A 23,187-nucleotide genomic window follows, 5' to 3' on the forward strand; every position below is an offset into this window, starting at 1 on the left:
GCTTGACAAGTTTAGCTGATGATTATTTTTAATCGCAGGCATTATAGAGTTACACCCCTGAACATGCAATCTTTTCCCGACCTTAGTCGTGTTTTTTTCCACAGGCCAAATGCTGGCAAACTAATCAAAACTTGTCTATTTTTTAAATCATTAGCGCGCACTTAACACGCAGTTCTGGGTTTGTCCAGCCAATTTCTGCCAGCCCTGTATAAAGTCCCCTACCCCATTCATGCTTTCATCCACCGTCTGAAAGACAATTGGCTGGAGTTTACGGTACTGACTTTCTCCGGCATGTGCTTCGGCCAGCAGGCACATTTTGGGTTGTGGACGGTGATCATGCAGGAACTTGATCTGTGCCATGGTCGGTGCCACATGCGGATCATCGGTCATGGCGCCCATGAACTTGAGGTTCAGCGGACGTTCCAGATACTGATAGGCATCGTGATAGGCCCAATAAGGACGGGCTTTGCTGACAGAGTGGTAACGCTGGGCTGTGGCCAACATGTTTTGCGCAAAGTCACGTGCATTATTCCAGTAAATTTCACGATATTGCGGTAATTGCTGGGAACGCAAAGCCGCAATAAAGAAACCGATACGGACTGCATTATTCGGATCGAGCCAGACATGGGTATCGACCGTCTCCTTTAAGGCAGCCCCTTTGGGATTACGCATCGGCAAGATACTCAGGATCCCTGATTCCAAAAGAGCGATACTTTTTTTATTGTCCAGCACTTTAGACAGCGGCGCTTCATGGGCCTGTCCCAGCCAGATCACCAGTCCGGCATCTTGAATGGTTTTACGGTGTGCCGGAGTCAGACTGACATCATGACCACTTTGATTGGCCAGTAATAAGGTTGGCTGCTCCGCCCCTTGGGTAATTTTCTTGGCAATCAGATAAATGGGCTGCGTCGAAACCACCAGACTTTGTGACCAGCTGAATGTGCTGAATAAAGCCAGACTACACAGGACAAGGAAACGGAACATGAGTAGAACTCACCTAAAAACGAGGAAATTGTTAAGTGTTATAATATAACAAAATAGCAAAAATACCTATGCCTGATCGAAACTCCAGGTACTTCATGCTAAGATTTGAAATCTTTTTAATTTTCAGTTTCGCACTTGAGGTGAACTATGGGTTCATGTTCGCACGAGCACCACAACGCATTGCATGGCGTGCACGATCATTCAAATGTCGAGCGCCGTCTTGCAGAAGCGGAAAGTATTTGTGCAGCAACTGGAGCACGACTGACGCCGCTGCGTAAAGAAGTGCTGGAACTCATCCTGAAGGCGAGCGGCCCTATGGGCGCCTATGATCTGCTGGCACAAATGAAAAATGCCAGTGACCGTCCTGCTGCGCCGCCTACCGTCTATCGCACCCTCGACTTTTTATTAGAAAAAGGCTTTATTCATCGCCTGACTTCTATTAATGCCTATATTCCCTGCTGTCATCCGCGTGAAGGTCACCAGGCCGCCTTTTTAATTTGTACGGCGTGTAAAGCCGTCAAAGAAGCTTCTGCACAGGATCTGCTGAATCAGCTAGATGCTCTGGCTGCCTCTGATGGTTTTAGCTCACACCACAGTATTATCGAGATTTCAGGAACCTGTCAGCAGTGCCAGAACAAAGCATGAGTTCCGATCCTCTGATCCAACTTTCGAATATTTGGGTCAATATTGATGAGCGCGACATTTTAAAAGCCGTAGACTTCTCTTTACAAGAAAGAGAAATTGTCACACTGATTGGTCCGAATGGTGCCGGTAAATCTACCTTAATTAAAGTCATGCTCGGGATTGTAAAACCACAATCCGGTAAGGTACTGAGTAGCCGGAGCTTAAAATTTGCCTATGTACCACAAAAATTCAATCCATCACACAGTCTGCCTTTACGTGTCAAAGATTTACTGGCTCTAGAAAAATGTCCAGCCAAAGTTAAAGCAGAAATTATTCGTGATACAGGCATCAGCAAGCTGGAAAATTCCAAGGTGCAGCAATTGTCAGGCGGGGAACGGCAACGTGTATTACTGGCACGCGCCCTGCTGCGCCAACCGGATATTCTGGTTTTAGATGAACCGATGCAAGGTTTGGATATTCAGTCTGAAGCAGAACTGTATGACTATGTACGCAGTCTGCCAGAAAAATATGGCTGTGCCATTTTGATGGTGTCGCATGACTTACAATGGGTGATGCAAGGGACCACGCGTGTCGTCTGTTTAAATAAACATATTTGCTGTAGCGGCTCTCCAGACACGGTACAGCAGCACCCTGAATACCAGGCCATTTTTGGCAGTAACCGGGTATTCTATCAACACCATCACGAGCACTGCGCGCATGGTGATTCGGCCATCCCCTGCCAACAGGACCCTCGTCCACATATTCACCCCGAGCCGGAAGCTTAAACCATGATGGACTGGCTAGACCTCCTTTTACCTGCCTGGATCATGGGAACGCTCCTCGTGTTCCTCACAGCCCCACTTGGCTGCCTGATGTTGTGGCGCCGTATGTCCTTTTTCGCTGATACCATGGCACATGGTACTTTGCTCGGTGTGGCGATCGCGGGGGCCTTAAGCTTACCGCTCTGGATCGGTGTAACCTTTCTGGCTTTACTGCTGGTGGCTATTCTGTGGATATTGCATGACCCACGCCTGCCGAATGATGCTTTGCTGGCCCTGTGTTCGGCGACTTTGCTCTGTTCAGGTCTGCTGTTTATCCAACATTTACCCAGTTTAAGACCGGAACTACTCAGCTATTTATTTGGTGATCTACTTACCATTTCATGGGCAGATTTACCGACCTTTGCAGCGGTCATTATTCTGGCCCTGGCGGTGCTCTATAAAAACTGGCAGGCACAGATCCAGATCGCGATTGATCCGGATATGGCAGTCAGTGAAGGGGTGAATGCCAAATGGCAGCGCCTGATCTTTATGCTGCTCTTGGCTTTATTTACCGTACTCGCACTGCGTGCAGTAGGCTCCTTACTGATGGGTGCATTGCTGGTCATTCCAGCCTTAACTGCCCGACTGTTAGCACATTCTCCCAAACAGATGGTGATCTGGGCTTTTGTGATTGCACAGATTGGCGTGACGGTTGGGCTGTGGTCAAGTGCCGGCTTAAATACTTCGACCGGCTTAACCATTGTCCTGACCATGGCCATGTTATTTGCCCTCATATTTACCCTACAAAAAGTTAGAAAATCAAACTAGGCTGCCATGACGAAGCGTTACTTTATCAGTGCCTGTCTGCTTGGCCAGAAAGTTCGTTATGATGGACAAGACTGTCTAATCAAAGAAATCGTTGAGCAGCTCCTTCCTCAGCAATATGTCAGCTTATGCCCAGAAGTTCATGGCAACTTGGCCATCCCACGCCCGCCCGCTGAAATTCAACAGGGTTCTGGACTGGATGTACTTCATCAGCAGGCATCGGTCCTAGATATAGAGGGAGAAGATGTATCACATGCCTTTATACAGGGTGCTTATGCGGCCTTAAAAGTTGCGCAGGATTTTCAGGTTACAGAGGCGATTTTAAAAGCCAACAGCCCTTCATGTGGTAGCCATCTGATTTATGATGGTTCGTTTACGGGAAATAAAATTCAGGGAGATGGGGTTACCGCAGCCTTATTTAAGCAGCATGGTATAAAGGTCATCACAGAGGAACAGTTTCTAGCGAATTTATCCAGTTTGAATTCTTGATTTTTTTGATCATTGCCCGATAAGCCCTATACTCAGCCATTCTAAAAAACAACAGCTTATTGATGAATATCCAGACCATTGATCTTTTGATACGCTACCATATTTGGGCAACTCAAGGCCTGACGACAGCACTTGAACCTCTCTCTGATGAGGATTTCTGTAAAGACTGCGGTCTATTTTTTCAAAGCATTTCCGGTACTTTCAATCATTTATTGCTGGCTGACCACTTATGGTTTTCCCGTTTCTATCACGGGTTTTCACCGATACTACCTTTAAATCATATTCTTGAACCAGATCGTACGTACGGCCTTGCTCAAACGACTCAATCAAAGCTGTCTGCAATGGCAAAGCTTAGGCACTGCTTTAAATCAAGACCTTTTAAATAGCTTAATCAGCTATCGAAGTTCTCGTGGTCAAGCTCTGCAACTCCCTTATGCTGCCACATTAATACACGTTTTTAATCATGCCACCCATCACCGTGGACAAATCACCGCTGCCCTCATAATGCTAGACTACGCCTCGCCTGAACTGGACATGATATATATGCTTCTGGATAAGCAAAACCCCTCAACTCATTGATGTACCAGACTTAATAAAAATGCCGCGCCCGCAAATAAGACCGCAAAACTCCGGTTCATCACCTTTTGCTGTTTTGCTGAACTGAGTAAGCGCAAAACCTTGGCAGCAAGTCCGGTATAACCGGCCATCACAATCAGATCAATGATAATCATGGTTGCGGCCATGATCCCATACTGAATCCATTGCGGTTTGGACAGATCCAGAAACTGCGGCAATACAGCCAGCAAAAATACAATCGCTTTGGGATTACTCAGATTGACCAAGAAACCGTTTAACAACAATTTTCCGGCTGATTTGCGGGCCAGTTCATGCTGAATCTGGATAGATTGCACTGGTGCTTTCCATTGTAAAAAAGCCAGATAAAGTAAATAGATAACTCCAAACCATTTCACCAGCAAAAATGCCCAAGGTGTTGTGGCAAAAAGCACTCCTGCCCCGGCTGCTACAATTGCAATTTGCACCAGCAAGGCCAGCTGTAGGCCCAGCGCATTCCAGTATCCCTGACGAAAGCCATAATTCAAGCCACTCGACATGGACGCAATCGCACCCGCACCCGGTGAAATACTAATCACCCAGCAGGCCAACATATAGGCAAACCAAACTTGATAGGACATGACATAGCTCAGTAGCAGTTTTGCCCAGTATTATATGACTTTTCCAATATCTTCAGGTCAAAATCCTGGTGAAATTCAAGTTGAATACTATTCACTCTGTAGCGATTCAGGCACAATAGTTTGATTGAAAAACAGAAATTTATTACAGGATTCATGAATGTCTGCCCAATCTGTAATTTTGCCATTACCCTCAGATCATGCTCGTTTTATTGTGCTACGTTTGCAAAATTTAAGCCTTGAAGAACTTAAACAACAATTAGAACTGTTATTTAGTACCCGTGACCGTTTGATTACCCAGCATCCACATGCACAAATCAAGACAGCGGTGGCATTTGGTCCTGCGCTTTGGGCAAAATTATATGATCAGCATCCTGTCGGCTTTCAACAACTCAAACCGATTCAGGGTTCATTTGACATGCCAGTAGTACCTGCAGATGTACTGATACATATCGCCAGTGCACGCGCGGATATCTGTTTCGCTTTAAGCCAGGCTTTTTTTGAAGGTATCCGTGACAAAGTTCATGTTCTGGATGAACGTGTCTGCTTCCGGTATTTTGATGGCCGTGATATTACCGGTTTTATTGATGGGACAGAGAACCCGCAATTTCCTGATGACCGTGCTGAGGTCGCTTTACTCGGTGAAGATGCTGGCATTTTCCAAGACGGTTCATTCATTTTCGCACAGCGTTATGCACATAATCTGGAAAAATGGAAAAAGTTAAAAGTTGATGCCCAAGAACAAGTCATGGGTCGTAGCAAACTGGAATCTATCGAACTGGAGGATGAGACAAAACCTGCCGATGCTCACGTTGCACGTACTGTAGTGGAAGATGAGGAAGGTGAGGAAATGGAAATTTTGCGTCATTCTCTACCTTATGGTGATGGCCGTGGTGATCAAGGCTTATTCTTCATTGCCTACACCAAAGACCTGAAAATTATTGATGCTATGTTAGAACGTATGTTCGGTACCTCTGGCGATGGAATCCATGACCGCTTGCTACATTTTGTGACTCCAATGGATGGGGCGTATTACTTTGCACCGAGTGAGGAGTTGCTGGAAGAGGTGTTGGAAGGGTAAGAATAAAAAAGCCGGCGTAAGTCGGCTTTTTATAGATATGTGAATTAATTAAATAACCTGAATCGCGGATAAGAAATTAACTTGAAAATAAGGTGGCTGAAAACTATTAGGGAGTTACCACACCACCTACGCCTTCAGCCACCATGTTCGATTTCACATATTTCTTCTGCATCATTGATGATTTTTTTCAGAAATTTGAAGCAACCTATTGGAATTTTTTAAAATACAGCAACAAACGTTTGAGAATGGGATCTTTTCTTAGCCTCGCTCTTTAGTGAGGCTTTGATGTTTCTAAAGCTTTCATTTTCCTGTACGCATACCTTAAACTGCTTGTGCAGTCACTTGTACATACCGCACCACGCCGTCCTGATAAAGCTTAGCGCAAAGCTTCGCAGTCATCTGAATTTTAAAATCATCCAGCACTTGCGCTTTAATGTTTGGTTTGGATTTGTTTGAATTTAAAGTTGTTTCAACATAATTCGCAAAGCCTGAAAATACGGCTTCAGTCAGATCTTCAATCTGAATATTTTTAAATTCAAATTGGGTTAGACAGTCCTGTAGGACCTCTACACTCATTAAGTCGTTTAAATTCACATCAGCAGATTTAAGCAGCAGCTGATATTGACGTTTTTTAAATGGACTTAAATATTCCCAGTTTTTGGTCAGGACCAGATGATGAAAACCGATTCGTGCATTTGAATTCAAAACATTGCGAAGCTGCGCCAGGAATAACGGCACAGGGCTATGATAGGCCGCATCCAGACTAAGCACGACATCAAAACGCTGGGGCAATTGCATGTCTTTTAAATGCAGAAAAGATGTCTGATAAATAGCATTTAGCTCGGGAAGATGCTGTCGAATATTGCTGACATAAGCAGGCTGTAACTCGACACCTGCCAGATACTGGACCTGATACTGCTGTTGCCAATGCACCAAACTGGCTCCCTGACCACAGCCCAAATCAAGTAATTTATCTTTTGAATTTAAATGGACGGCTTGCGCCAGATGGTCAGCCAGATGACGGCAGGCCGTGACATAATCCTGCTCACCTGCCTGCCAATATCCCAAATTGCTCCAGGGCAACTGTGCCTGATCTCCCAACAATGTTGCCTGAATGGCATATTTATGTTGAGGAATAGCTTGACGCAGTCGCTGGAGCCATTTCATTTTAGTAACCGAGTTGTGGAGCAACCTCTACTTTAGGTTTGAGTCCTTTAAATGGCAACGGCGCACCCAGAATTTCTGCAATTTTCATTGCCGAAGTTACGGCCGATTCCAAAATCGGCAAGCCGTCGCATGACCAGGAACCACAGAAGAAGACTTTACGGTTCAATTCCAGATGGCGTTGCTGTAATTCCTGATTTAGGGCGACCGTATTGGCATCTACCACCGCACGGGTCAGCTTCACCGAAGAAATGATTTTTTTCGGATCAATGTCAGTGACTGGACGCCAGGTCTGAAATACCGGAGACTTACCCACCAGGGTCGGTTCAATGGCATTCAGCCAGATGGTAAACTGCTGACGGGTGAACTTACGGTCCATCATATAGCTCAGTACAGCCCAGTCTTTACGCTTCGGCGGCATCACGCTGCTATCGCTATGAATTACCAGCTCACCCTGTTCAAACTTAAATTTCTTTAACAGCGCAATGTCATCTTTGAATTGTGACTGATCGAGAAATTCTTCAATATGCATGGTGGGTGTTGCCACCACCACCCGGTCAAAACTTTTTACCAGACTGGCTGAATTCTCTACCAGTACCTTGTCATCCTGCTGCTTGATAGACACAATCCGTGCGCCGCTTTCGATTTCAATGCCTTCAATCAGTTTATCGACCAGCGCTGGCGTGCCGCCCTGTAGACGCAGCAAGGCATCCCCATCGGTCAACTGACGCAGGAAGGTGAGTAAAGGTTTGGCTGGCCATTCTCCGATGGTTTTCGGATTACAGGTACAGATGGTATACAGTACCGGCATCACTGCACCATGCCAGAATACTTCCTCGATTTCGTTACGGTTAATAAATTCTGCCAGGCTGATGTCCTGATGATCGGATTTAAAAAATTTCGTCAGCGCTGTTTTCAGTTGCAACAGGCCTTTGACCAGTCGCCAGCCATATTGCTGGATCCCTTTACGGTTATTGATAATTGGAATATTGCCAATTCGGCTGCGTGAAGTGGTTAGCCAGGTTTCGGTCCGGTCTTCAAATAACCAGCTACAGGCCATGTAGGTACGTACCGGATAGGTTTTAATGCCCAGATGAGTGGCCAGGCTCAGCGTATTCTTCCACAGATAAGGATTCATCACACGTAAAGGGGCATCAATCAAGCCACCTTCAAACTCGAGGCTATGGCTGTCCATGCCGCGACCCTGAAGCGCTTCAAAGATGGTGATATGATGTCCTGCGTCCTGAAGAATTCTGGCTGTAGCCAGTCCGGCCATGCCACTACCAATTACTGCGATATCCAAGCTGATCATCCGTCATTGAAAAACTGAAAGAAATTATGAACCATGCACCCGGCAAACAGGTTATTAAAATCTTCCAGAATATTTTTTTTTCGTAAACCTCTATTAACAGAAATTTCCATGATTTTTCACCCCGCTCAGCGCCTTGGAATAATTTTCAAAATATGACTGATTATCTTTATTTTTAATTTAGTTATAAGAAAAAAATATTTAAAAACATATGTTTTTTTTAACCATTATTTTAACAACCGGTTTACAAAAAATCAGCTAAGTGTATAATGTAGCCATTATAAAACTATAAATTCATCCAGAAGTATCAAGATGGATTTATAAGAAAATCACTCAAAACAATAAAAACTACAGCGCATAAAAAGATCAAAGCCTCTGCAAAAGCAGAGGCTTCTTTGTTTTCTGGACTGAAATATCTTTAGCTCTTCACGGGAATTTTACCAAAGCGACCCTGATTGAAATCTTCAAAGGCTTGAATAATTTCAGCTTTATTATTCATTACAAATGGACCATGCCCCTGGATTGGCTCATTGAGCGGTTCACCACTGAGCAGCACAAACTGGCTGTCTTGATAGGCCTGTAACTGAATCACAGGATCACTGTCACGGGCAAACATAACAATGGAACTGTCCAGCACTTTTTGCGAGCCATTCACCACCAACTCCCCCTTTAACAACACCAGTAGAGTGGTATGGTGTACGGGTACATCGAGGAAGGTTTCATATTCTGCTTTTAGCTCCCCATCCCATACATTAACCGGGCTGAAAGTTTGGGCAGGACCATGATGTCCTCCATATTCCCCTGCAATCACCCGGATATGCCCGGCCTCATGGTCCATTTCAATGCGTGGAATCTCTGCTTGGGTGATCGCCTGATAAGCCGGTGCAGTCATCTTGTCCTTGGCTGGCAAGTTCACCCAAAGCTGTACCATTTCAAACAGGCCACCCTGCCGGGCAAAGTCTGGAGAATGAAATTCCTCATGAATCACACCTGCACCTGCAGTCATCCATTGCACATCGCCTGCCTGAATCGTGCCGCCACCACCACTGGAGTCCTGATGTGTGACCTCACCCTGATAAGCCAAGGTCACCGTTTCAAAGCCACGATGTGGATGTGAACCTACACCGCGCTGTACCGTCGCGGGATCAAAATGGTAAGGCGCAGCATAGTCCAGTAATAAAAATGGGCTGATGGCCTGACCTAAGCGGTCATAAGAAAACAGGTTTTTGACTGGAAAGCCGTCACCTACCCAGTGCATGTGCTGGTTACGGTAGACACCGATCACTTTTTTCATCTTTTCACTCCTATATAGACGATAGGATAAACATACGCTTATTTTAAGCATTCGCCTGCGCCCAAGATAGAGTGAGATTAATATTCAGTATTCCAAATATAGGACAGTGATATCTTTAAATAGCTAAAAAACTTTCTATAAGTCTTTAAAAACAATAGAAATTAGGCTTTGTCCTATTTTCAAGATTAAGCTTCCTGCAACCTGGGCTTATTTTGTCTCATTTTCATGACTATTATGGCGCTCAGGGACGTCGGCAATACATAGCTCAAGCCGGTGTCTCCAATACTGAATAACGAGGAGTATAAAAATGGCTAAACCCTATGTACGTTTAGACAAAGACAATGCAGCTGTTCTGTTAGTAGATCATCAAACTGGTCTGCTCTCTCTGGTGCGTGACATTGATCCGGACAAATTTAAAAACAACGTGCTGGCACTGGCTGCCGCTGCAAAATACTTTAATCTTCCTACTATTTTAACCACCAGTTTTGAACAAGGCCCGAATGGTCCTTTGGTCCCGGAACTGAAAGAAATGTTCCCAGATGCACCGTATATCGCCCGTCCTGGCCAAATTAATGCCTGGGATAATGAAGACTTCGTGAAAGCGGTTAAAGCAACCGGAAAAAAACAACTGATCATTGCAGGCGTAGTCACTGAAGTATGTGTGGCTTTTCCTACGCTTTCAGCACTCGCAGAAGACTTTGAGGTCTTTGTCGTCACAGATGCTTCGGGTACATTTAACCATCTCACCCGTGATTCTGCTTGGGATCGTATGTCTCAGGCAGGTGCACAGCTTATGACCTGGTTCGGTACTGCATGTGAATTGCACCGTGACTGGCGTAACGATATTGAAGGTCTGGGGGCTTTATTTGGCAATCATATTCCTGACTATCGCAACCTCATCAACAGCTATAACCAGAATACTGCAGGAAAATAATCCCATCGAGTACTTAAAAGCGGCCTTCGGGCTGCTTTTAAGCCCACTGATCCTTGTTCCGATCAGAAGAGATGCTTTGGGAATTCGTCTGATTTATCCTATGCTATAACTTTGAGATGAATTCAATATGCCAGGCTAATACATGCATTCATTTGATGACTATTATTATTTTTATCTGGTCGTGAAACATGGCGGCTTTAGTGCAGCCAGTGAAGCCGCCAATATCACCAAGTCCAAACTCAGCCGGCGTATTCTGGACCTTGAAGCACAATTCAATGTCACCTTAATCCAGCGTTCCACACGCCATTTTAAAGTTACGCCCTTAGGTCAGGAATTCTTTCAGGAATGTGAAAAGATCATTCATCAGGTCGAATGCGCGCACAGTGTCCTGCTGAAACAGAGGAGCGAACCGCAAGGCCTGATCAAGCTCAGCTGCCCGTCACTCATGATGCACTATCAGGTGCGCAGCTTATTAAATGATTTTTTGCAGACCTATCCTCAGGTTCAGGTAGAAATGGAGCTGACCAGCCGGCGTGTCGATGTGCTGCATGATGATATTGATCTGGCGATTCGTACCAACTTTCAGGCGAATGAAGACTCCAGCATTGTGGTTCGTGATGTGATTAAAACCATGCACTGTTTAATCGCCAGCCCAAGTCTGCTAAAGCACCGCCAGATTGAGTCTCCGGCAGATCTGCATCAATTTCCAACCATCGTTCTGGGCACACAAAAACCACACCACTCTTGGCTTTTACAGCATATCAGCGGTCATGATCAAATCGAAATTCCCTTACAGCCACGTATTAAAAGCAATGATTTAGCCGGAGTATATTATTCGGTGATGGATGGCTTGGGAATTGCCGACCTGCCTTATTTAACCGTTGAAAAAGATATACAGGCAGGCCGCCTGATACATATTTTGCCTGAATGGTGTTCCAATATGGGCACCGTACAACTGGTTTATGCCTCACGCAAAGGACAACGTCTGGTGATGGAAAAGCTAATCGAACATCTGATACAGGGTTTAAGAACTACCGCCACCCAGCATAGAGGCTATATAAGCTGAGTCTTTTACAGCCTAAATAAAAAATCCAGCCTGTAGGGGCTGGATCTTGGCAGTTAGATCGAATCGATCAGATTTTACCGACCAGGTCAATTGAAGGAGCCAGTGTCTCTTCACCTTCTTTCCATTTCGCAGGACATACCTCACCGGGATGTGCATGCACATATTGTGCTGCTTTGATCTTACGCAGCAGTTCCTGGGCATCACGGCCAATGCCACCGGCATTGATCTCAACGATCTGGATTTTACCTTCCGGATCGATCACAAAAGTACCCCGATCTGCCAGGCCTTCAGCTTCGATCAGCACATCGAAATTTTTAGACAAGGTCCAGGTTGGATCACCAATTAACGGATACTGGATTTTACCAATCACGTCCGAAGTATCATGCCAGGCTTTATGAGTAAAATGAGTATCGGTAGATACACCATAGATTTCCACAGCCAGCTTCTGGAATTCAGCATAGTTATCCGCCAAATCACCTAATTCGGTTGGACACACAAAGGTAAAGTCTGCAGGATAAAAAAAGACCACGGACCATTTTCCTTTCATGTCCTGCTCAGACACTTCAACAAACTGGCCATTGTGATAAGCAGTGGCCTTGAATGCTTTGACTTCAGTATTGATTAAGCTCATTCGATTTTCCTATCTATTGCTAAAATTGTGTATTCACTCGATACAGCTAGAATACAGAAAACCAATCAATAGGAAAAACCGTAAATTTTTATAAAAACTATCGGATTTTTGGATTAAAATTTTCTATTGCATATTCAATGTTTATTTATTTCTTCAATAATAAAGAATCTCAGCTTTGTACGGGAAGCTATTTAAATTACACGTCTTCTTTAGAAAGTTTTATTTTTAAGGCCAGGCCAGTGAGCGATTCTCCACCTAAATAAAAAAGCCCACCAGATTGGCAGGCTTTTGAGCGGATCATCTACCGTTTTTCAGTACTTAGAACGGTAAATCATCATCTAGATCGGCCGCAGGTGCCGGAGTTGGCGCCGGCTGTGCTTTGGGTGCAAAGCCGCCCGGGTTATTGTTACCATACCCCCCACCCTGGTTGTTATTGAAACCAGCTTGCTGTGGCGCTGAACCATAGCCACCTTGCGGGTTATTATTGCCATAGCCGCCCTGATTATTGTTAAAGCGCGGCTGGTTAAAACCATTGTCGGCCTGTTCACCTTGTTGACGTGCCGAATCCAGCATCTGCATTTGTTCGCCACGGATTTCTGTTGTATAGCGTTCCTGACCATTCTGATCGGTCCATTGACGGGTACGCAATGAACCTTCGATATACACTTTAGAACCTTTGCGCAGGTATTGTTGTGCAATTTCACCTAAACGGTTGTGCAGCACAATACGGTGCCATTCTGTTTGCTCTTTACGCTCACCGGTATTTTTATCTGTCCACGAGTCGCTGGTTGCTATCGAAAACTGTGTAAGGGAGCCCCCATTGGGGAAAGTTTTTGTTTCAGGATCTCGACCTAAAGTACCAACCAAAATAACCTTATTTACACCACGCATGAGATCTGTATTCCTATTTGTATCTATTTTACTTTATAAGAGTTATGTTTAAATGGCTACCTCTTTACCTAACAAGTGCGTTAATTGTTGTCGCGAGACTTCATTAACCTGCTGTTTGTCGACCTTGACAAAGGCCACTTGCTGTTCAGACATCACCACAACCTCTTCAATACCACGAATTGCCAAAAGCTGAGAAGTCCATTCGTCTGTTTGTCGGGTCTCCGGCAAACGAAGGACCAGTGAGGAAAGATAACGAGGTTGTGCCAATCCAAAACTCATCAATAGCCAAATTATAGCAATTGCCGATAAGATACTCCAACCCAGCAACGTATTGTTCAAAAGCAATAATTGACCACCAATCACGCCACCAAAAAATGCACCCAAAAACTGGCTACTGGCATTGACGCCCATTGCGGTGGCCTTAGATTGAATCGGGGCCGCCTTGGACAACCAGGACGGCAACAAAGCTTCCATCACGTTAAAGGCAATAAAGAACAGGCCCAGTCCGGTCAGCAATATATATTTGGACTCAAAACCGAAAATCAGGATCAACAGGCCCAAAATAATGCCGCCAATTGCCGTCAGGAAAATACCGCGCATCTGACGGTATTTCTCTGCTAGTACAATACTTGGAAACGCAAAAAACAGGCTGATCAAGAGTAAAGGCAGATAGACCCAACCATGACTCGACAACGGTAAACCGCCAAATTCAATCAGCTGCGAAGGTACATAGATAAACATCGCAGTGAGCAATAAATGCAGGGTGAAAACTGAAATATGCAGACGGTTCAGGTCGCCCATTTTCAGCACCTGTTTTAGCTGGGTCAAATACCCCTGCTGGAAGTTTTTATGATGACGGCTGACTTTAGGTACCATCAACAGCATGGCGATTGCCGCCAGTCCCATAATGGTCGTGACCCAAAACAGGCCAGAGATACCGACCAGTCCGGCCAACCAAGGCCCCAAGCTAAACGCGACGACAAAAGACAGGCCGATACTCATGCCCATCACCGCCATTGCTTTCATACGGTTTTCTTCACGGGTCACATCGGCCAGCAAGGCCATGACCACAGCCGAGACTGCGCCGCCACCTGCAATTGCACGTCCAATGATGACTCCATAAATGGTGTCGGACATGGCGGCAACCGCACCGCCCAGGGCAAAAAGCAACAGGCCCAGAACCACCAGGGGTTTACGGCTATAACGGTCAGCGATCAGGCTAAACGGTATTTGCAGCAACGCCTGAGTCAGGCCATAAATACCAACCGCCAGACCGATAAGCGCAGGCGTAGCATATTCATATGACTGCCCTGCTACTGAAAATACAGGAATAATCATAAACAACCCCAGCATGCGCAGCGCAAAAATACTGCTCAGGGCAAAGGTCGAGCGACGTTCTAAAGCATTCATCATAAATTCAGGCGATTCAGCGAATTAATCTTGGTGCACAGATTATAGGACATTCCATCCCCAGTAAGGCATGATTTTTATTTGAAATAAAAATCAGCAGGGGCTGAAAAACAAAAAGCGCAGCCGGAGCCACGCTTTTCAAGATCAGAATCCCTTATTGATGCAGGGCACTTTCTTTTTTCTTATATTGGATAGAGGCAATAACAGCCCAGACAATAAAGGCCACCCCAATCAGGCCAGTCACAATTTCAGGAACATGCAAGCCGGTTCCGCTGGCAATCATGATAAAGGCCAGAGCACCAATTGCATAATGCGCGCCATGCTCCAGATAGATATAGGCATCCAGTGTGCCTTTTTCTACCAGATAAATGGTCATTGAACGGACGAAAATCGCACCAATCGCCAGACCCAGCATAATAATGACCACATCTGAAGTAATGGCAAAGGCTCCGATCACCCCATCAAAACTGAAAGAGGCATCCAGCACTTCAAGATACAGGAAACCACCAATACCGGCTTTGACCACACCTGTCGGTACGCCATTTTCATCATGACGAATGGCATTGCCCTGTTCATCAATTTCCGGCTCACCGCCCAGTAAATGACTGAGGACCTGTACCCCAATATAAATCACGATGCCCCAGATTCCCGCCATGGTCACTGCCAAGCGTTTGTCTTCCACCACATTGCCAGCCATAATTAACAGCACCACCAGGGCAATAAAGACCGACATGGCCGGAACACTAGCCAGGTTGGCAAGACGACGTTCCAGCATTCTGAACCAGTGCGTGTCTTTCTCTTCATCCAGGAAGAAGTTCAAAAACACCATCAACAGGAAAGCGCCACCAAAAGCAGCAATCTCCGGATGATGGGCCATCAAACGCGCCGAGTATTCTGCAGGATTATTCAGGGCCAGCCGTACCACTTCCATAAAGCCCATTTCCGCAGTCACCGCGACAATGGCCACCGGGAAGATTAAACGCATACCAAATACGGCAATCAAAATCCCTATAGTCAGGAATAGCATTTTCCAGAATGGATCCCATCCCCGCAGGACTGAGGCATTGACAACCGCGTTATCGAAAGATAACGACACTTCCATAATCGCTAAGATAGCGGTGATGGCAAGCGCTGTGAGCATGGTTTGCAAGCCCGCTTCCGGACCATGGGTATAACCCCAATAAGCAGACAAACCAAGACACACGATCGAGAATGCGATTGAGAAACCAAAATGTTTCAACATACATATCGACCTTGAATCAATTAAATAAGACGTATTTTTTCAGTAGAACTGCAATACGGACACAATAAACTGTGCCAATTATGAAACTTTTGTGGCCCAAACCAAAGCACTTCCTGTGGTCTTTTGTATTATTTTCTCAAGGCAGCCTCCCTGGTCTTTTAAACAGCCGGTTCTTTGCTATAGTGCTGCATGGCTTAACTTAAACTGCTAAGGATTTCAGCATGAGTTTTTCACAACAGGTTTGGCAACGTAATCTTGCGCTCTACCAAAAGACACTGGCTCTGCCGTTTAACCAGCAACTGGCACAGGGAACACTCAGCCGTGAGGCTTTTAGTCATTATGTGATTCAGGATGCGCATTATCTGCTGGCTTATGGCCGTGCCTTGGCTGTCTGTGCGGCAAAAGCGTTTGAAGCCGATGACGTTATCCAGTTTAGTGAGGCGGCTAAAATTGCCATTGTGGTCGAACGCAGCCTGCATGATGGCTTTATGCAGGATTTTGGTATTAGCAAGGCGCAGTTTGAAAATACCCCGCTGACACTGGCTTGTCACCATTACACTTCTTATTTACAGGCGGTGGCCTGGGCAGAAAGCTATCCGGTGGTGGTAGCTTCCCTGCTGCCGTGTTTCTGGATTTATGCAGAAGTGGGCAAGGACATTATTGACAATGCCGCCCCGAATAACCCTTACCAGGCCTGGATTGACACCTATGCCGGTGAAGAATTCCATACCGCAGTACGTAATGTAATTAGCACTATTGACCGTATCGCCGAGCGGGTGGATGCCGATACACTGGAGAAAATGCATCAGGCCTATACCGATGCAGCCCGTTTGGAATGGCTGTTCTGGGAGAGTGCCTTTGAACAGCGCCAATGGCCAGGTCTGGATGACGTGAACTAAGTTTTCGTTTCTAGAGCCCATCCAAAATGCCAGTCAGTGAACCATTGACTGGCATTTTTATTCATCAAGCGATGAAATGTGCATAATGGACGTTCTCCCTCACTTACAGCTTTTCTTTATCTCCATATTTCCTCTACTGTTAAGCCTCTCAATCACCGCAAAAAACTTCCTCTTCTGATACTCGCAGGTCTTGGTTTTGATAATTTTTTTAGCTTCGTTACTCACTTGCTGGGTCTTTGCTGCAATGGTCTGTTTGCTCTGGATTTTTTGAAAAGGCCTATACTCAGTTTCTGAAAAATCAACTCAACGTCTAAGCCCAAATGCTTCATGATATTCCGCATGATATATGCTTTGAAAAGATCATATTCGCCTCGCTACCCTAGCCTGCCAAGCGAGCAATGAGTAAAAATTAACCACAATCAAGCGCTGGTCTTTATATAGTGGACGTGACTAATATCCGACATAACTTGACGTTTAAAATACTTTTATTTGCACTTGAACATTTTTCATTCGGTATCATATAAAGGTTTTTGATGAATATTCTAGGATCATTGCATGAGCCAAAGCCACATCCGTATTCGAGGTGCACGTACCCACAACCTGAAAAATGTGAGCCTTGATATCCCACGCGACAAGTTTGTGGTGATTACGGGACTGTCGGGTTCAGGCAAGTCCTCACTGGCTTTTGATACGCTCTATGCCGAAGGCCAGCGCCGTTATGTAGAATCCCTGTCTGCGTATGCGCGCCAGTTCCTCTCCCAAATGGAAAAGCCGGAAGTCGACTCAATTGAAGGCCTAAGTCCCGCCATTGCGATTGAACAGAAATCCACCAGCCACAACCCACGTTCAACGGTCGGAACAATTACCGAAATTTATGACTATTTACGTCTGCTCTATGCGCGTGTCGGTACACCCTATTGTCCTGAACATGATCTGCCGATGGTCGCGCAAACGGTCAGTGAAATGGTCGATGCGGTTAAGGAACTGGAAGAAGGTACTGCACTGTTATTATTAGCGCCTGTGGTACGTGAACGTAAGGGCGAATACACCGCCCTGTTTGAACAGCTGCAAAGCCAGGGCTTTGTCCGGGCTCGTGTCGATGGCGAGATCATGGAAATTGATCCACCACCCGAGCTGGATAAAAAGAAAAAACATAGTATCGAAGTGGTGGTTGACCGCTTTAAGGTGCGTGATGACCTGGGCAACCGTATTGCCGAGAGCTTTGAAACAGCCTTACGTCTGGGTGGAGATATCGCGATTCTATCCTGGATGAAAGATGAGCATGAGGATCGGGTATTTTCTGCCAAGCACTCCTGTCCGGAATGTGAACGCGCAGTGGCCGAACTGGAACCGCGTCTATTCTCCTTTAACAACCCTTTTGGTGCTTGCCCGGTCTGTGACGGTCTGGGGACACGCAGCCATTTCAGTGCTGAGAAACTGATTCCGAATGCAGAGGTCAGCATCAGCCAAGGCGCGATCCGCGGCTGGGACCGTCAGCGTCCTTATTATTATGGCATGCTGCAAAAAGTCGCCGAGCATTTTGGTTTTTCTCTGGATACTCCTTGGGAAGAGCTGGATGCCAACACCCGAAAGAAATTCCTGTATGGAAGCGGCAAGGAAAAAATTGACCTGAGCTATATTGATGAACGCGGCCGCCGTCATAACCGGGTCATGCCTTTTGAAGGCATCTTGCCCCATCTGGAACGCCGTTACCGTGAAACAGAAAGCAATTATGTGCGCGATGATCTGGCACAGTACCTGTCGAATGCCGCCTGTGATGCCTGTGATGGTTCACGTCTGAATGAGATCTCGCGTAATGTGAAGATTCTGGACAAAACCATCGCCGACATTACCCGCATGTCGATTGGTGATGCCGAAAGTTATTATCAGAGCCTGAATCTGGAAGGTGCCCGTGGTGAAATCGCAGACAAGATCTTCAAGGAAATTCGTGAACGTCTGCACTTTCTGGTGTCAGTCGGCCTGAATTATCTTAGTCTGTCCCGTTCTGCCGAAACATTGTCGGGCGGTGAAGCGCAGCGGATTCGTCTGGCCTCGCAGATTGGTGCCGGCCTGATGGGCGTGATGTATGTGCTGGATGAACCTTCGATTGGTCTGCATCAGCGTGATAACGACCGTTTGCTGCAAACCCTGATTCGTCTGCGTGATCTGGGCAATACCGTCTTGGTGGTCGAGCATGATGAAGATGCGATTCGTGCTGCCGACCATATTATTGATATTGGCCCCGGTGCAGGTGTGCATGGCGGACATGTGATTGCCGAAGGCACTTATGATGAAATTCTGGCCAATCCTGACTCACTGACCGGAAAATATTTATCCGGAAAATTAAAAATTGAAGTGCCGAAAAAACGGATTCAGCCACCTAAACCTGAAGAACAGATCAAGCTGATGGGTGCATCTGGGCATAACCTGAAAAAAGTCGATCTGACCATTCCTTTGGGCATTATGACTTGTGTTACCGGGGTATCGGGTTCGGGTAAATCGACCTTGATTAACCGGACATTGTTACCTTTGGCGGCGACCCAACTGAATGGTGCAACCACTTTAACATCGGAAAAGTTTGAATCGATTGATGGCTTGCAGTTCCTCGACAAAGTCGTCGATATTGACCAGAGTCCGATTGGACGAACCCCACGTTCCAATCCGGCCACTTATACCGGTTTATTTACCCCGATTCGTGAACTGTTTTCACAAACTCCGGAAGCCAAAGCACGTGGTTATGCCGCGGGTCGTTTCTCGTTTAACGTGAAAGGTGGTCGCTGTGAAGCCTGTGAAGGCGACGGCATGATCAAGGTGGCGATGCATTTCCTGCCGGATATGTATGTGCCTTGCGATGCCTGTCATGGCAAACGTTATAACCGTGAAACGCTGGAAGTGAACTATAAGGGCAAGAATATTTCCGATGTGTTGCAGATGACCGTTGAGGATGCCATGCATTTCTTCGATGCCATTCCCGTCATTCACCGTCGTCTGGAAACATTGCATCAGGTAGGTTTGGGTTATATCCGTCTGGGTCAGTCTGCGACCACGCTTTCCGGTGGTGAAGCGCAGCGTGTCAAACTGGCACGTGAACTGGCCAAACGCGATACCGGTCAAACCCTGTATATTCTGGATGAACCGACCACGGGTCTGCATTTCCATGATATTGCCAAGCTGCTGGACATCCTGCATCAGCTACGTGATAAGGGTAATACCATTGTGGTGATTGAGCATAATCTGGATGTGATTAAAACTGCTGACTGGGTGGTAGATTTGGGACCTGAAGGTGGTTCGGGTGGCGGTATGATTGTCGCGGAAGGTACGCCTGAACAAGTCGTGAAAGTGAAAGCATCACATACGGGTAAATTTTTGAAGCCGTTGTTGAAGTGATTTAGAAAGGGCTCACAAGAGCCCTTTTTTAATTTTTTTATGACATATTCAATATTTTTTTGTCTTACGGGATTAGATACTTTTGCCTCGTCATCCAGTCTTTCAAATATTAATGCATTAATTTGGGGCTGTAATTCAACATTCATTTGCTGATTAAGTATCTGTCTTAAAACACCTCATTTATGAAATTCTTTAAATCTTTCATCTTTTACAATCTCCTTAAAAATTAATTCTTTCCAAGCATTTTTAGTTGTAAGCGGCTTTGTTGTATACAGTTTTAAAAGATAAAGTCCTCCTAGCTCACTCAAACTTAAGTGACAACTTAGGTGTGAGGTTGACCTGATTCTATAAATTTATTTAAGGCGGCTATACGTGCATGAATCTCATTGACTGAGCTACTGAAGTGTCTTGCGCTCCGTTTATCTCCCCCTCATTTTATGCAATACCTTTTAGTTTCTACCAAACTATGTCGATGCTACCCCAACTACTTTTCCCCATCCTTTTTCCTAAGCGTTTGCAGGTTTTTAATAATTCATTTCTATCTAAAAATTCCGATTTTTGTCTTTCTATGGGTTTGTATTTTTTTCTTGGTGGAATTATGACAGGTGCTTGATGATCTGAAATGAGCTATCGGCAGTATTTTATATCATAAACGCTATTGGGATAGATAGAATCTATGCCTTCATCAGAGGATGATTTGATCAAGTCAACCACTGAGTACCTGTGAATCGCTGATATCGTTCGGGGTGAGCTGAACTGCATCTCTTTGCAGCGTTTTAGCATTTATACCAAGGTGAAGCTGAGGGCCATGGGCGACGATATTCAGGCTGAGGTTTCTTCCGTTTCCATTCACTTTCACCTAAAAACTCCAGGCCAGTAGAATCTACAAGCCAATGAAGTCTATCACTACATTTTTTGCTAGCTGATCGCAATATCAATTTTTGTCTTGTACGAAGTGTGGAATAATTTGGTGCTGTCCCACCTAAACCGTCAAAGAGAATCGAAATAGCGATTTAATCATTAAACAGCATAGAATGGCTGTATTGGTATAGCTTTGATTTCATCCGTGTTTACCTTATGACTGGGTATTCCCTTGGGTCTGAAGATTAAAATTTCTCTACCTCTCTATTTCTGGCCCTCATACTTTTTAATTTTTTACCGGCCTTAAAAAAATAGCTCAAGCTACCACAAGAGGTTTGGGCAAAATTCAATTTAAAAAAATTAAATAAACTTGTTTTTAACCTATTTACACCTGCCACAATTAAGTGCATAATGCACCGCATTAGGGCGAGTTAAATTATTCCTCAGCAGATTTTTTGATTTACCCGGACATTTTGGCGAAAAAACCTCAATTTTCTTTGAAAATTGAGGTTTTTTTTGTTGTTTATTGATATCTCGCTTTTAAAGCTGATAAAAATGAATCATTTTGGTGCGTTTTTTGTTTTTTCATAAAGAAGCTTTGTAGGCTTATTTGCCTTCTATTCATAAATTTAAAATAAAAAAAAGCCCAACCTTGGGGAAAGCTGGGCCGATAAAACGAAAAAATTGTGGAGAATCAGTCAGAATCCTATATAAGTATGAACCATGACCTGATTTCTCTATTATGTGCGATTTCGACTGCAAAGTAAAGCCTATTATTTTAGTCGGATTTAAGGTTGTCCACCTTCATTAATAGTGACATTTATCACAATAAATTAAAAAACAATGATCTAAATAAATAATTAACAGAAAAATTGTCTATTTAAAATACTTGGACTTTTTATCCTCCATCCTCTCTAAAGCAGAAATTTAAAATTGTTTATACCAATCAAAATTAAAATTTAATCGTTTTTAGGAATAATTAAATCTTCATGATTTAGCCTTTTTTATCATTTTATAAGCTGAACCCTAAGCATAGCTTGCTGTAATTAAAGGTAATTTTAACCTAGCTGAAACATGTTTAAATAAGTAGACTTTTACACAAAATTAATACAATTTTTTAATCGTAAAAAACAAGGACTTAGCAGCTGATTGACTTAATAAATTGTTACAATACAATAGCTCCCCTATTGTATATCTTCTGTAACTAAACGGTAAATATCATGAAAAAACTCGGTTTAGCCACTGCTTTATTATTAGCCATGACCGGCGCTCAAGCATATCAATTTGAAGTTCAAGGTCAGTCAGAGTTCATCGACAATACTGTTAATGACAAAGATTTCACTGGTGCTGTTCAAGGTACTTACTACTTTAAAAATGTAGATGCATCTAAAGGTCCTTTAGCTGAAGCAGCTTTCTTAAACCAGGCATCAAATGTTTCTTTAGCATATACATATGGCGAATACGATGTAGACGCTGATTCTAAAGACCAAGTTTCTCATACTTTTGGTGCTAAAGCTGAAGCTTATGTTCCAACTAAATTTGTTCCTGCTTATGCAAGTGCATCTTATAGCCACACCATTACTGATGGTAAAGGCGGTCAAAAAGATGACCAAGGCGACCGTTATGCATTAGAACTGGGTGCTGTACTTGCACCTAACTTCTTGGTTGCTGTAGGTTATACTAGCGTCGCTGACCAAGTTTCTTATGACGCATTCAACATGTTCAACAATGGCGTTGTGAAAGCAGCTCTAGAATCTCAAACTATTAATGAAGACCAGGATGCGATCACTGCACGTACTAAATATGTAGGTGCAATTGATGGTACGAACATGTCAATTGGTTTTGAAACTGGTTTAGTATATGGCGAAGATACTGCTTATAACTTAGGCACAACTCTTTTCCTTAACCCTGCTTTAAGCGTGGGCGCATCTTATATGGAATCTAGCTATGCTGGTTCTCCAGACAAAGCTTGGGGCGCGAACGTAAACTACTTCATCACTCCAGCGGTTGCAGTTGGCGCATCTTATGTAAATGCGAATGCTGAAGGCGAAGCGCGCGATACGCAAACTGTAGGCTTAAATGCTAAATTCCGCTTCTAATTTCTGATTAGACGTTGAATAGAAAAAAGGACGCTGATGCGTCCT

Annotated in this window: 21 protein-coding genes and 2 pseudogenes; 13 read left to right on the forward strand and 10 right to left on the reverse strand. The window is 44.7% G+C overall.

Annotated elements, in window-relative coordinates:
- Window positions 1-150: 150 nt before the first annotated feature.
- Window positions 151-984, reverse strand: coding sequence for a metal ABC transporter solute-binding protein, Zn/Mn family (locus E2K74_RS07010; protein ID WP_151206867.1), 834 nt, complete (start codon window positions 982-984; stop codon window positions 151-153).
- Between the two features lie 147 nt (window positions 985-1,131).
- On the opposite strand from E2K74_RS07010, the gene E2K74_RS07015 reads away from it, so the two are divergent.
- The 6 genes from E2K74_RS07015 to E2K74_RS15045 all read left to right on the forward strand — a co-directional run bounded on the left by E2K74_RS07015 (window position 1,132) and on the right by E2K74_RS15045 (window position 4,262).
- Window positions 1,132-1,629: a transcriptional repressor gene (locus E2K74_RS07015; protein ID WP_151206868.1), complete on the forward strand. Its 498-nt coding sequence runs from the start codon at window positions 1,132-1,134 to the stop codon at window positions 1,627-1,629.
- Window positions 1,626-2,393, forward strand: coding sequence for a zinc ABC transporter ATP-binding protein ZnuC (gene znuC, locus E2K74_RS07020; RefSeq protein ID WP_151205306.1), 768 nt, complete (start codon window positions 1,626-1,628; stop codon window positions 2,391-2,393). The genes E2K74_RS07015 and znuC overlap by 4 nt, the downstream gene beginning before the upstream one ends.
- Window positions 2,394-2,396: 3 nt before the next feature.
- Window positions 2,397-3,197, forward strand: coding sequence for a zinc ABC transporter permease subunit ZnuB (znuB, locus tag E2K74_RS07025; protein WP_151205307.1), 801 nt, complete (start codon window positions 2,397-2,399; stop codon window positions 3,195-3,197).
- A gap of 6 nt (window positions 3,198-3,203) precedes the next feature.
- Window positions 3,204-3,683 carry a DUF523 domain-containing protein gene (locus tag E2K74_RS07030; RefSeq protein WP_151206869.1) on the forward strand — a complete coding sequence of 160 codons (480 nt, stop codon included), beginning with the start codon at window positions 3,204-3,206 and terminating at the stop codon, window positions 3,681-3,683.
- A gap of 62 nt (window positions 3,684-3,745) precedes the next feature.
- A complete protein-coding gene (locus E2K74_RS15040; protein WP_319922815.1) occupies window positions 3,746-4,069 on the forward strand; it encodes a DinB family protein in 324 nt (107 codons plus the stop codon).
- Entirely contained in the window at window positions 3,993-4,262 is a 270-nt protein-coding gene (locus E2K74_RS15045; protein ID WP_319922816.1) for a DinB family protein, read from the forward strand. Before E2K74_RS15040 ends, E2K74_RS15045 begins: the two co-directional genes overlap by 77 nt.
- Here the strand turns inward: E2K74_RS15045 and E2K74_RS07040 are convergent.
- Window positions 4,256-4,876, reverse strand: a complete 621-nt coding sequence (locus E2K74_RS07040) for a LysE family transporter (protein ID WP_151206870.1) — start codon at window positions 4,874-4,876, stop codon at window positions 4,256-4,258. The two genes, E2K74_RS15045 and E2K74_RS07040, sit on opposite strands and share 7 nt — an antisense overlap.
- Before the next feature lie 157 nt (window positions 4,877-5,033).
- Here E2K74_RS07040 and E2K74_RS07045 point away from each other — a divergent pair, with 157 nt between their 5' ends.
- Both E2K74_RS07045 and E2K74_RS15125 read left to right on the forward strand, forming a co-directional pair.
- Window positions 5,034-5,954, forward strand: a complete 921-nt coding sequence (locus E2K74_RS07045) for a Dyp-type peroxidase (protein ID WP_151206871.1) — start codon at window positions 5,034-5,036, stop codon at window positions 5,952-5,954.
- A gap of 143 nt (window positions 5,955-6,097) precedes the next feature.
- Window positions 6,098-6,202, forward strand: a pseudogene (locus E2K74_RS15125) (IS982 family transposase); the annotation flags it as partial.
- Between the two features lie 73 nt (window positions 6,203-6,275).
- Here the strand turns inward: E2K74_RS15125 and E2K74_RS07055 are convergent.
- The 3 genes from E2K74_RS07055 to E2K74_RS07065 all read right to left on the reverse strand — a co-directional run bounded on the left by E2K74_RS07055 (window position 6,276) and on the right by E2K74_RS07065 (window position 9,721).
- Window positions 6,276-7,121, reverse strand: a complete 846-nt coding sequence (locus tag E2K74_RS07055; RefSeq protein ID WP_151206872.1) for an SAM-dependent methyltransferase — start codon at window positions 7,119-7,121, stop codon at window positions 6,276-6,278.
- 1 nt (window position 7,122) lies between these two features.
- Window positions 7,123-8,430 carry an FAD-dependent oxidoreductase gene (locus E2K74_RS07060; RefSeq protein ID WP_151206873.1) on the reverse strand — a complete coding sequence of 436 codons (1,308 nt, stop codon included), beginning with the start codon at window positions 8,428-8,430 and terminating at the stop codon, window positions 7,123-7,125.
- 415 nt (window positions 8,431-8,845) lie between these two features.
- Window positions 8,846-9,721, reverse strand: coding sequence for a pirin family protein (locus E2K74_RS07065; RefSeq protein WP_151206874.1), 876 nt, complete (start codon window positions 9,719-9,721; stop codon window positions 8,846-8,848).
- A 307-nt stretch (window positions 9,722-10,028) separates the two neighbouring features.
- Here E2K74_RS07065 and ycaC point away from each other — a divergent pair, with 307 nt between their 5' ends.
- Window positions 10,029-10,655, forward strand: coding sequence for an isochorismate family cysteine hydrolase YcaC (ycaC, locus tag E2K74_RS07070; protein ID WP_151206875.1), 627 nt, complete (start codon window positions 10,029-10,031; stop codon window positions 10,653-10,655).
- A 142-nt stretch (window positions 10,656-10,797) separates the two neighbouring features.
- Window positions 10,798-11,721, forward strand: a complete 924-nt coding sequence (locus tag E2K74_RS07075) for a LysR substrate-binding domain-containing protein (RefSeq protein ID WP_151206876.1) — start codon at window positions 10,798-10,800, stop codon at window positions 11,719-11,721.
- Window positions 11,722-11,788: 67 nt separating this feature from the next.
- Here the strand turns inward: E2K74_RS07075 and ahpC are convergent, their stop codons facing one another.
- The 4 genes from ahpC to E2K74_RS07095 all read right to left on the reverse strand — a co-directional run bounded on the left by ahpC (window position 11,789) and on the right by E2K74_RS07095 (window position 15,896).
- The gene (gene ahpC, locus E2K74_RS07080; protein ID WP_151206877.1) at window positions 11,789-12,352 is read right to left on the reverse strand and encodes an alkyl hydroperoxide reductase subunit C; all 564 of its coding nucleotides are present in this window, start codon (window positions 12,350-12,352) and stop codon (window positions 11,789-11,791) included.
- Between the two features lie 318 nt (window positions 12,353-12,670).
- Complete coding sequence (gene ssb / locus E2K74_RS07085; protein WP_151205579.1) at window positions 12,671-13,243, reverse strand: single-stranded DNA-binding protein; 573 nt, start codon at window positions 13,241-13,243, stop codon at window positions 12,671-12,673.
- A gap of 48 nt (window positions 13,244-13,291) precedes the next feature.
- On the reverse strand, window positions 13,292-14,656 hold the full coding sequence (locus E2K74_RS07090; RefSeq protein WP_151206878.1) for an MFS transporter: 1,365 nt from the start codon (window positions 14,654-14,656) through the stop codon (window positions 13,292-13,294).
- 151 nt (window positions 14,657-14,807) lie between these two features.
- Complete coding sequence (locus E2K74_RS07095; RefSeq protein ID WP_151205081.1) at window positions 14,808-15,896, reverse strand: DUF475 domain-containing protein; 1,089 nt, start codon at window positions 15,894-15,896, stop codon at window positions 14,808-14,810.
- Between the two features lie 221 nt (window positions 15,897-16,117).
- Between E2K74_RS07095 and tenA the strand changes: the two genes are divergently transcribed.
- Window positions 16,118-16,795 carry a thiaminase II gene (gene tenA, locus E2K74_RS07100; protein WP_151206879.1) on the forward strand — a complete coding sequence of 226 codons (678 nt, stop codon included), beginning with the start codon at window positions 16,118-16,120 and terminating at the stop codon, window positions 16,793-16,795.
- A 555-nt stretch (window positions 16,796-17,350) separates the two neighbouring features.
- Entirely contained in the window at window positions 17,351-20,182 is a 2,832-nt protein-coding gene (uvrA, locus tag E2K74_RS07105; protein ID WP_151206880.1) for an excinuclease ABC subunit UvrA, read from the forward strand.
- Window positions 20,183-20,504: 322 nt separating this feature from the next.
- Here uvrA and E2K74_RS14850 read toward each other — a convergent pair.
- Window positions 20,505-21,257 (reverse strand): annotated as a pseudogene (locus E2K74_RS14850) (IS5 family transposase); the annotation flags it as partial.
- A gap of 1,006 nt (window positions 21,258-22,263) precedes the next feature.
- Between E2K74_RS14850 and omp33-36 the strand changes: the two are divergent.
- On the forward strand, window positions 22,264-23,142 hold the full coding sequence (gene omp33-36 / locus E2K74_RS07115; RefSeq protein WP_151206881.1) for a porin Omp33-36: 879 nt from the start codon (window positions 22,264-22,266) through the stop codon (window positions 23,140-23,142).
- Window positions 23,143-23,187 lie beyond the last annotated feature (45 nt).

This window comes from Acinetobacter sp. RF15B (assembly GCF_007558235.1).
Lineage (GTDB): Bacteria > Pseudomonadota > Gammaproteobacteria > Pseudomonadales > Moraxellaceae > Acinetobacter > Acinetobacter lwoffii_C.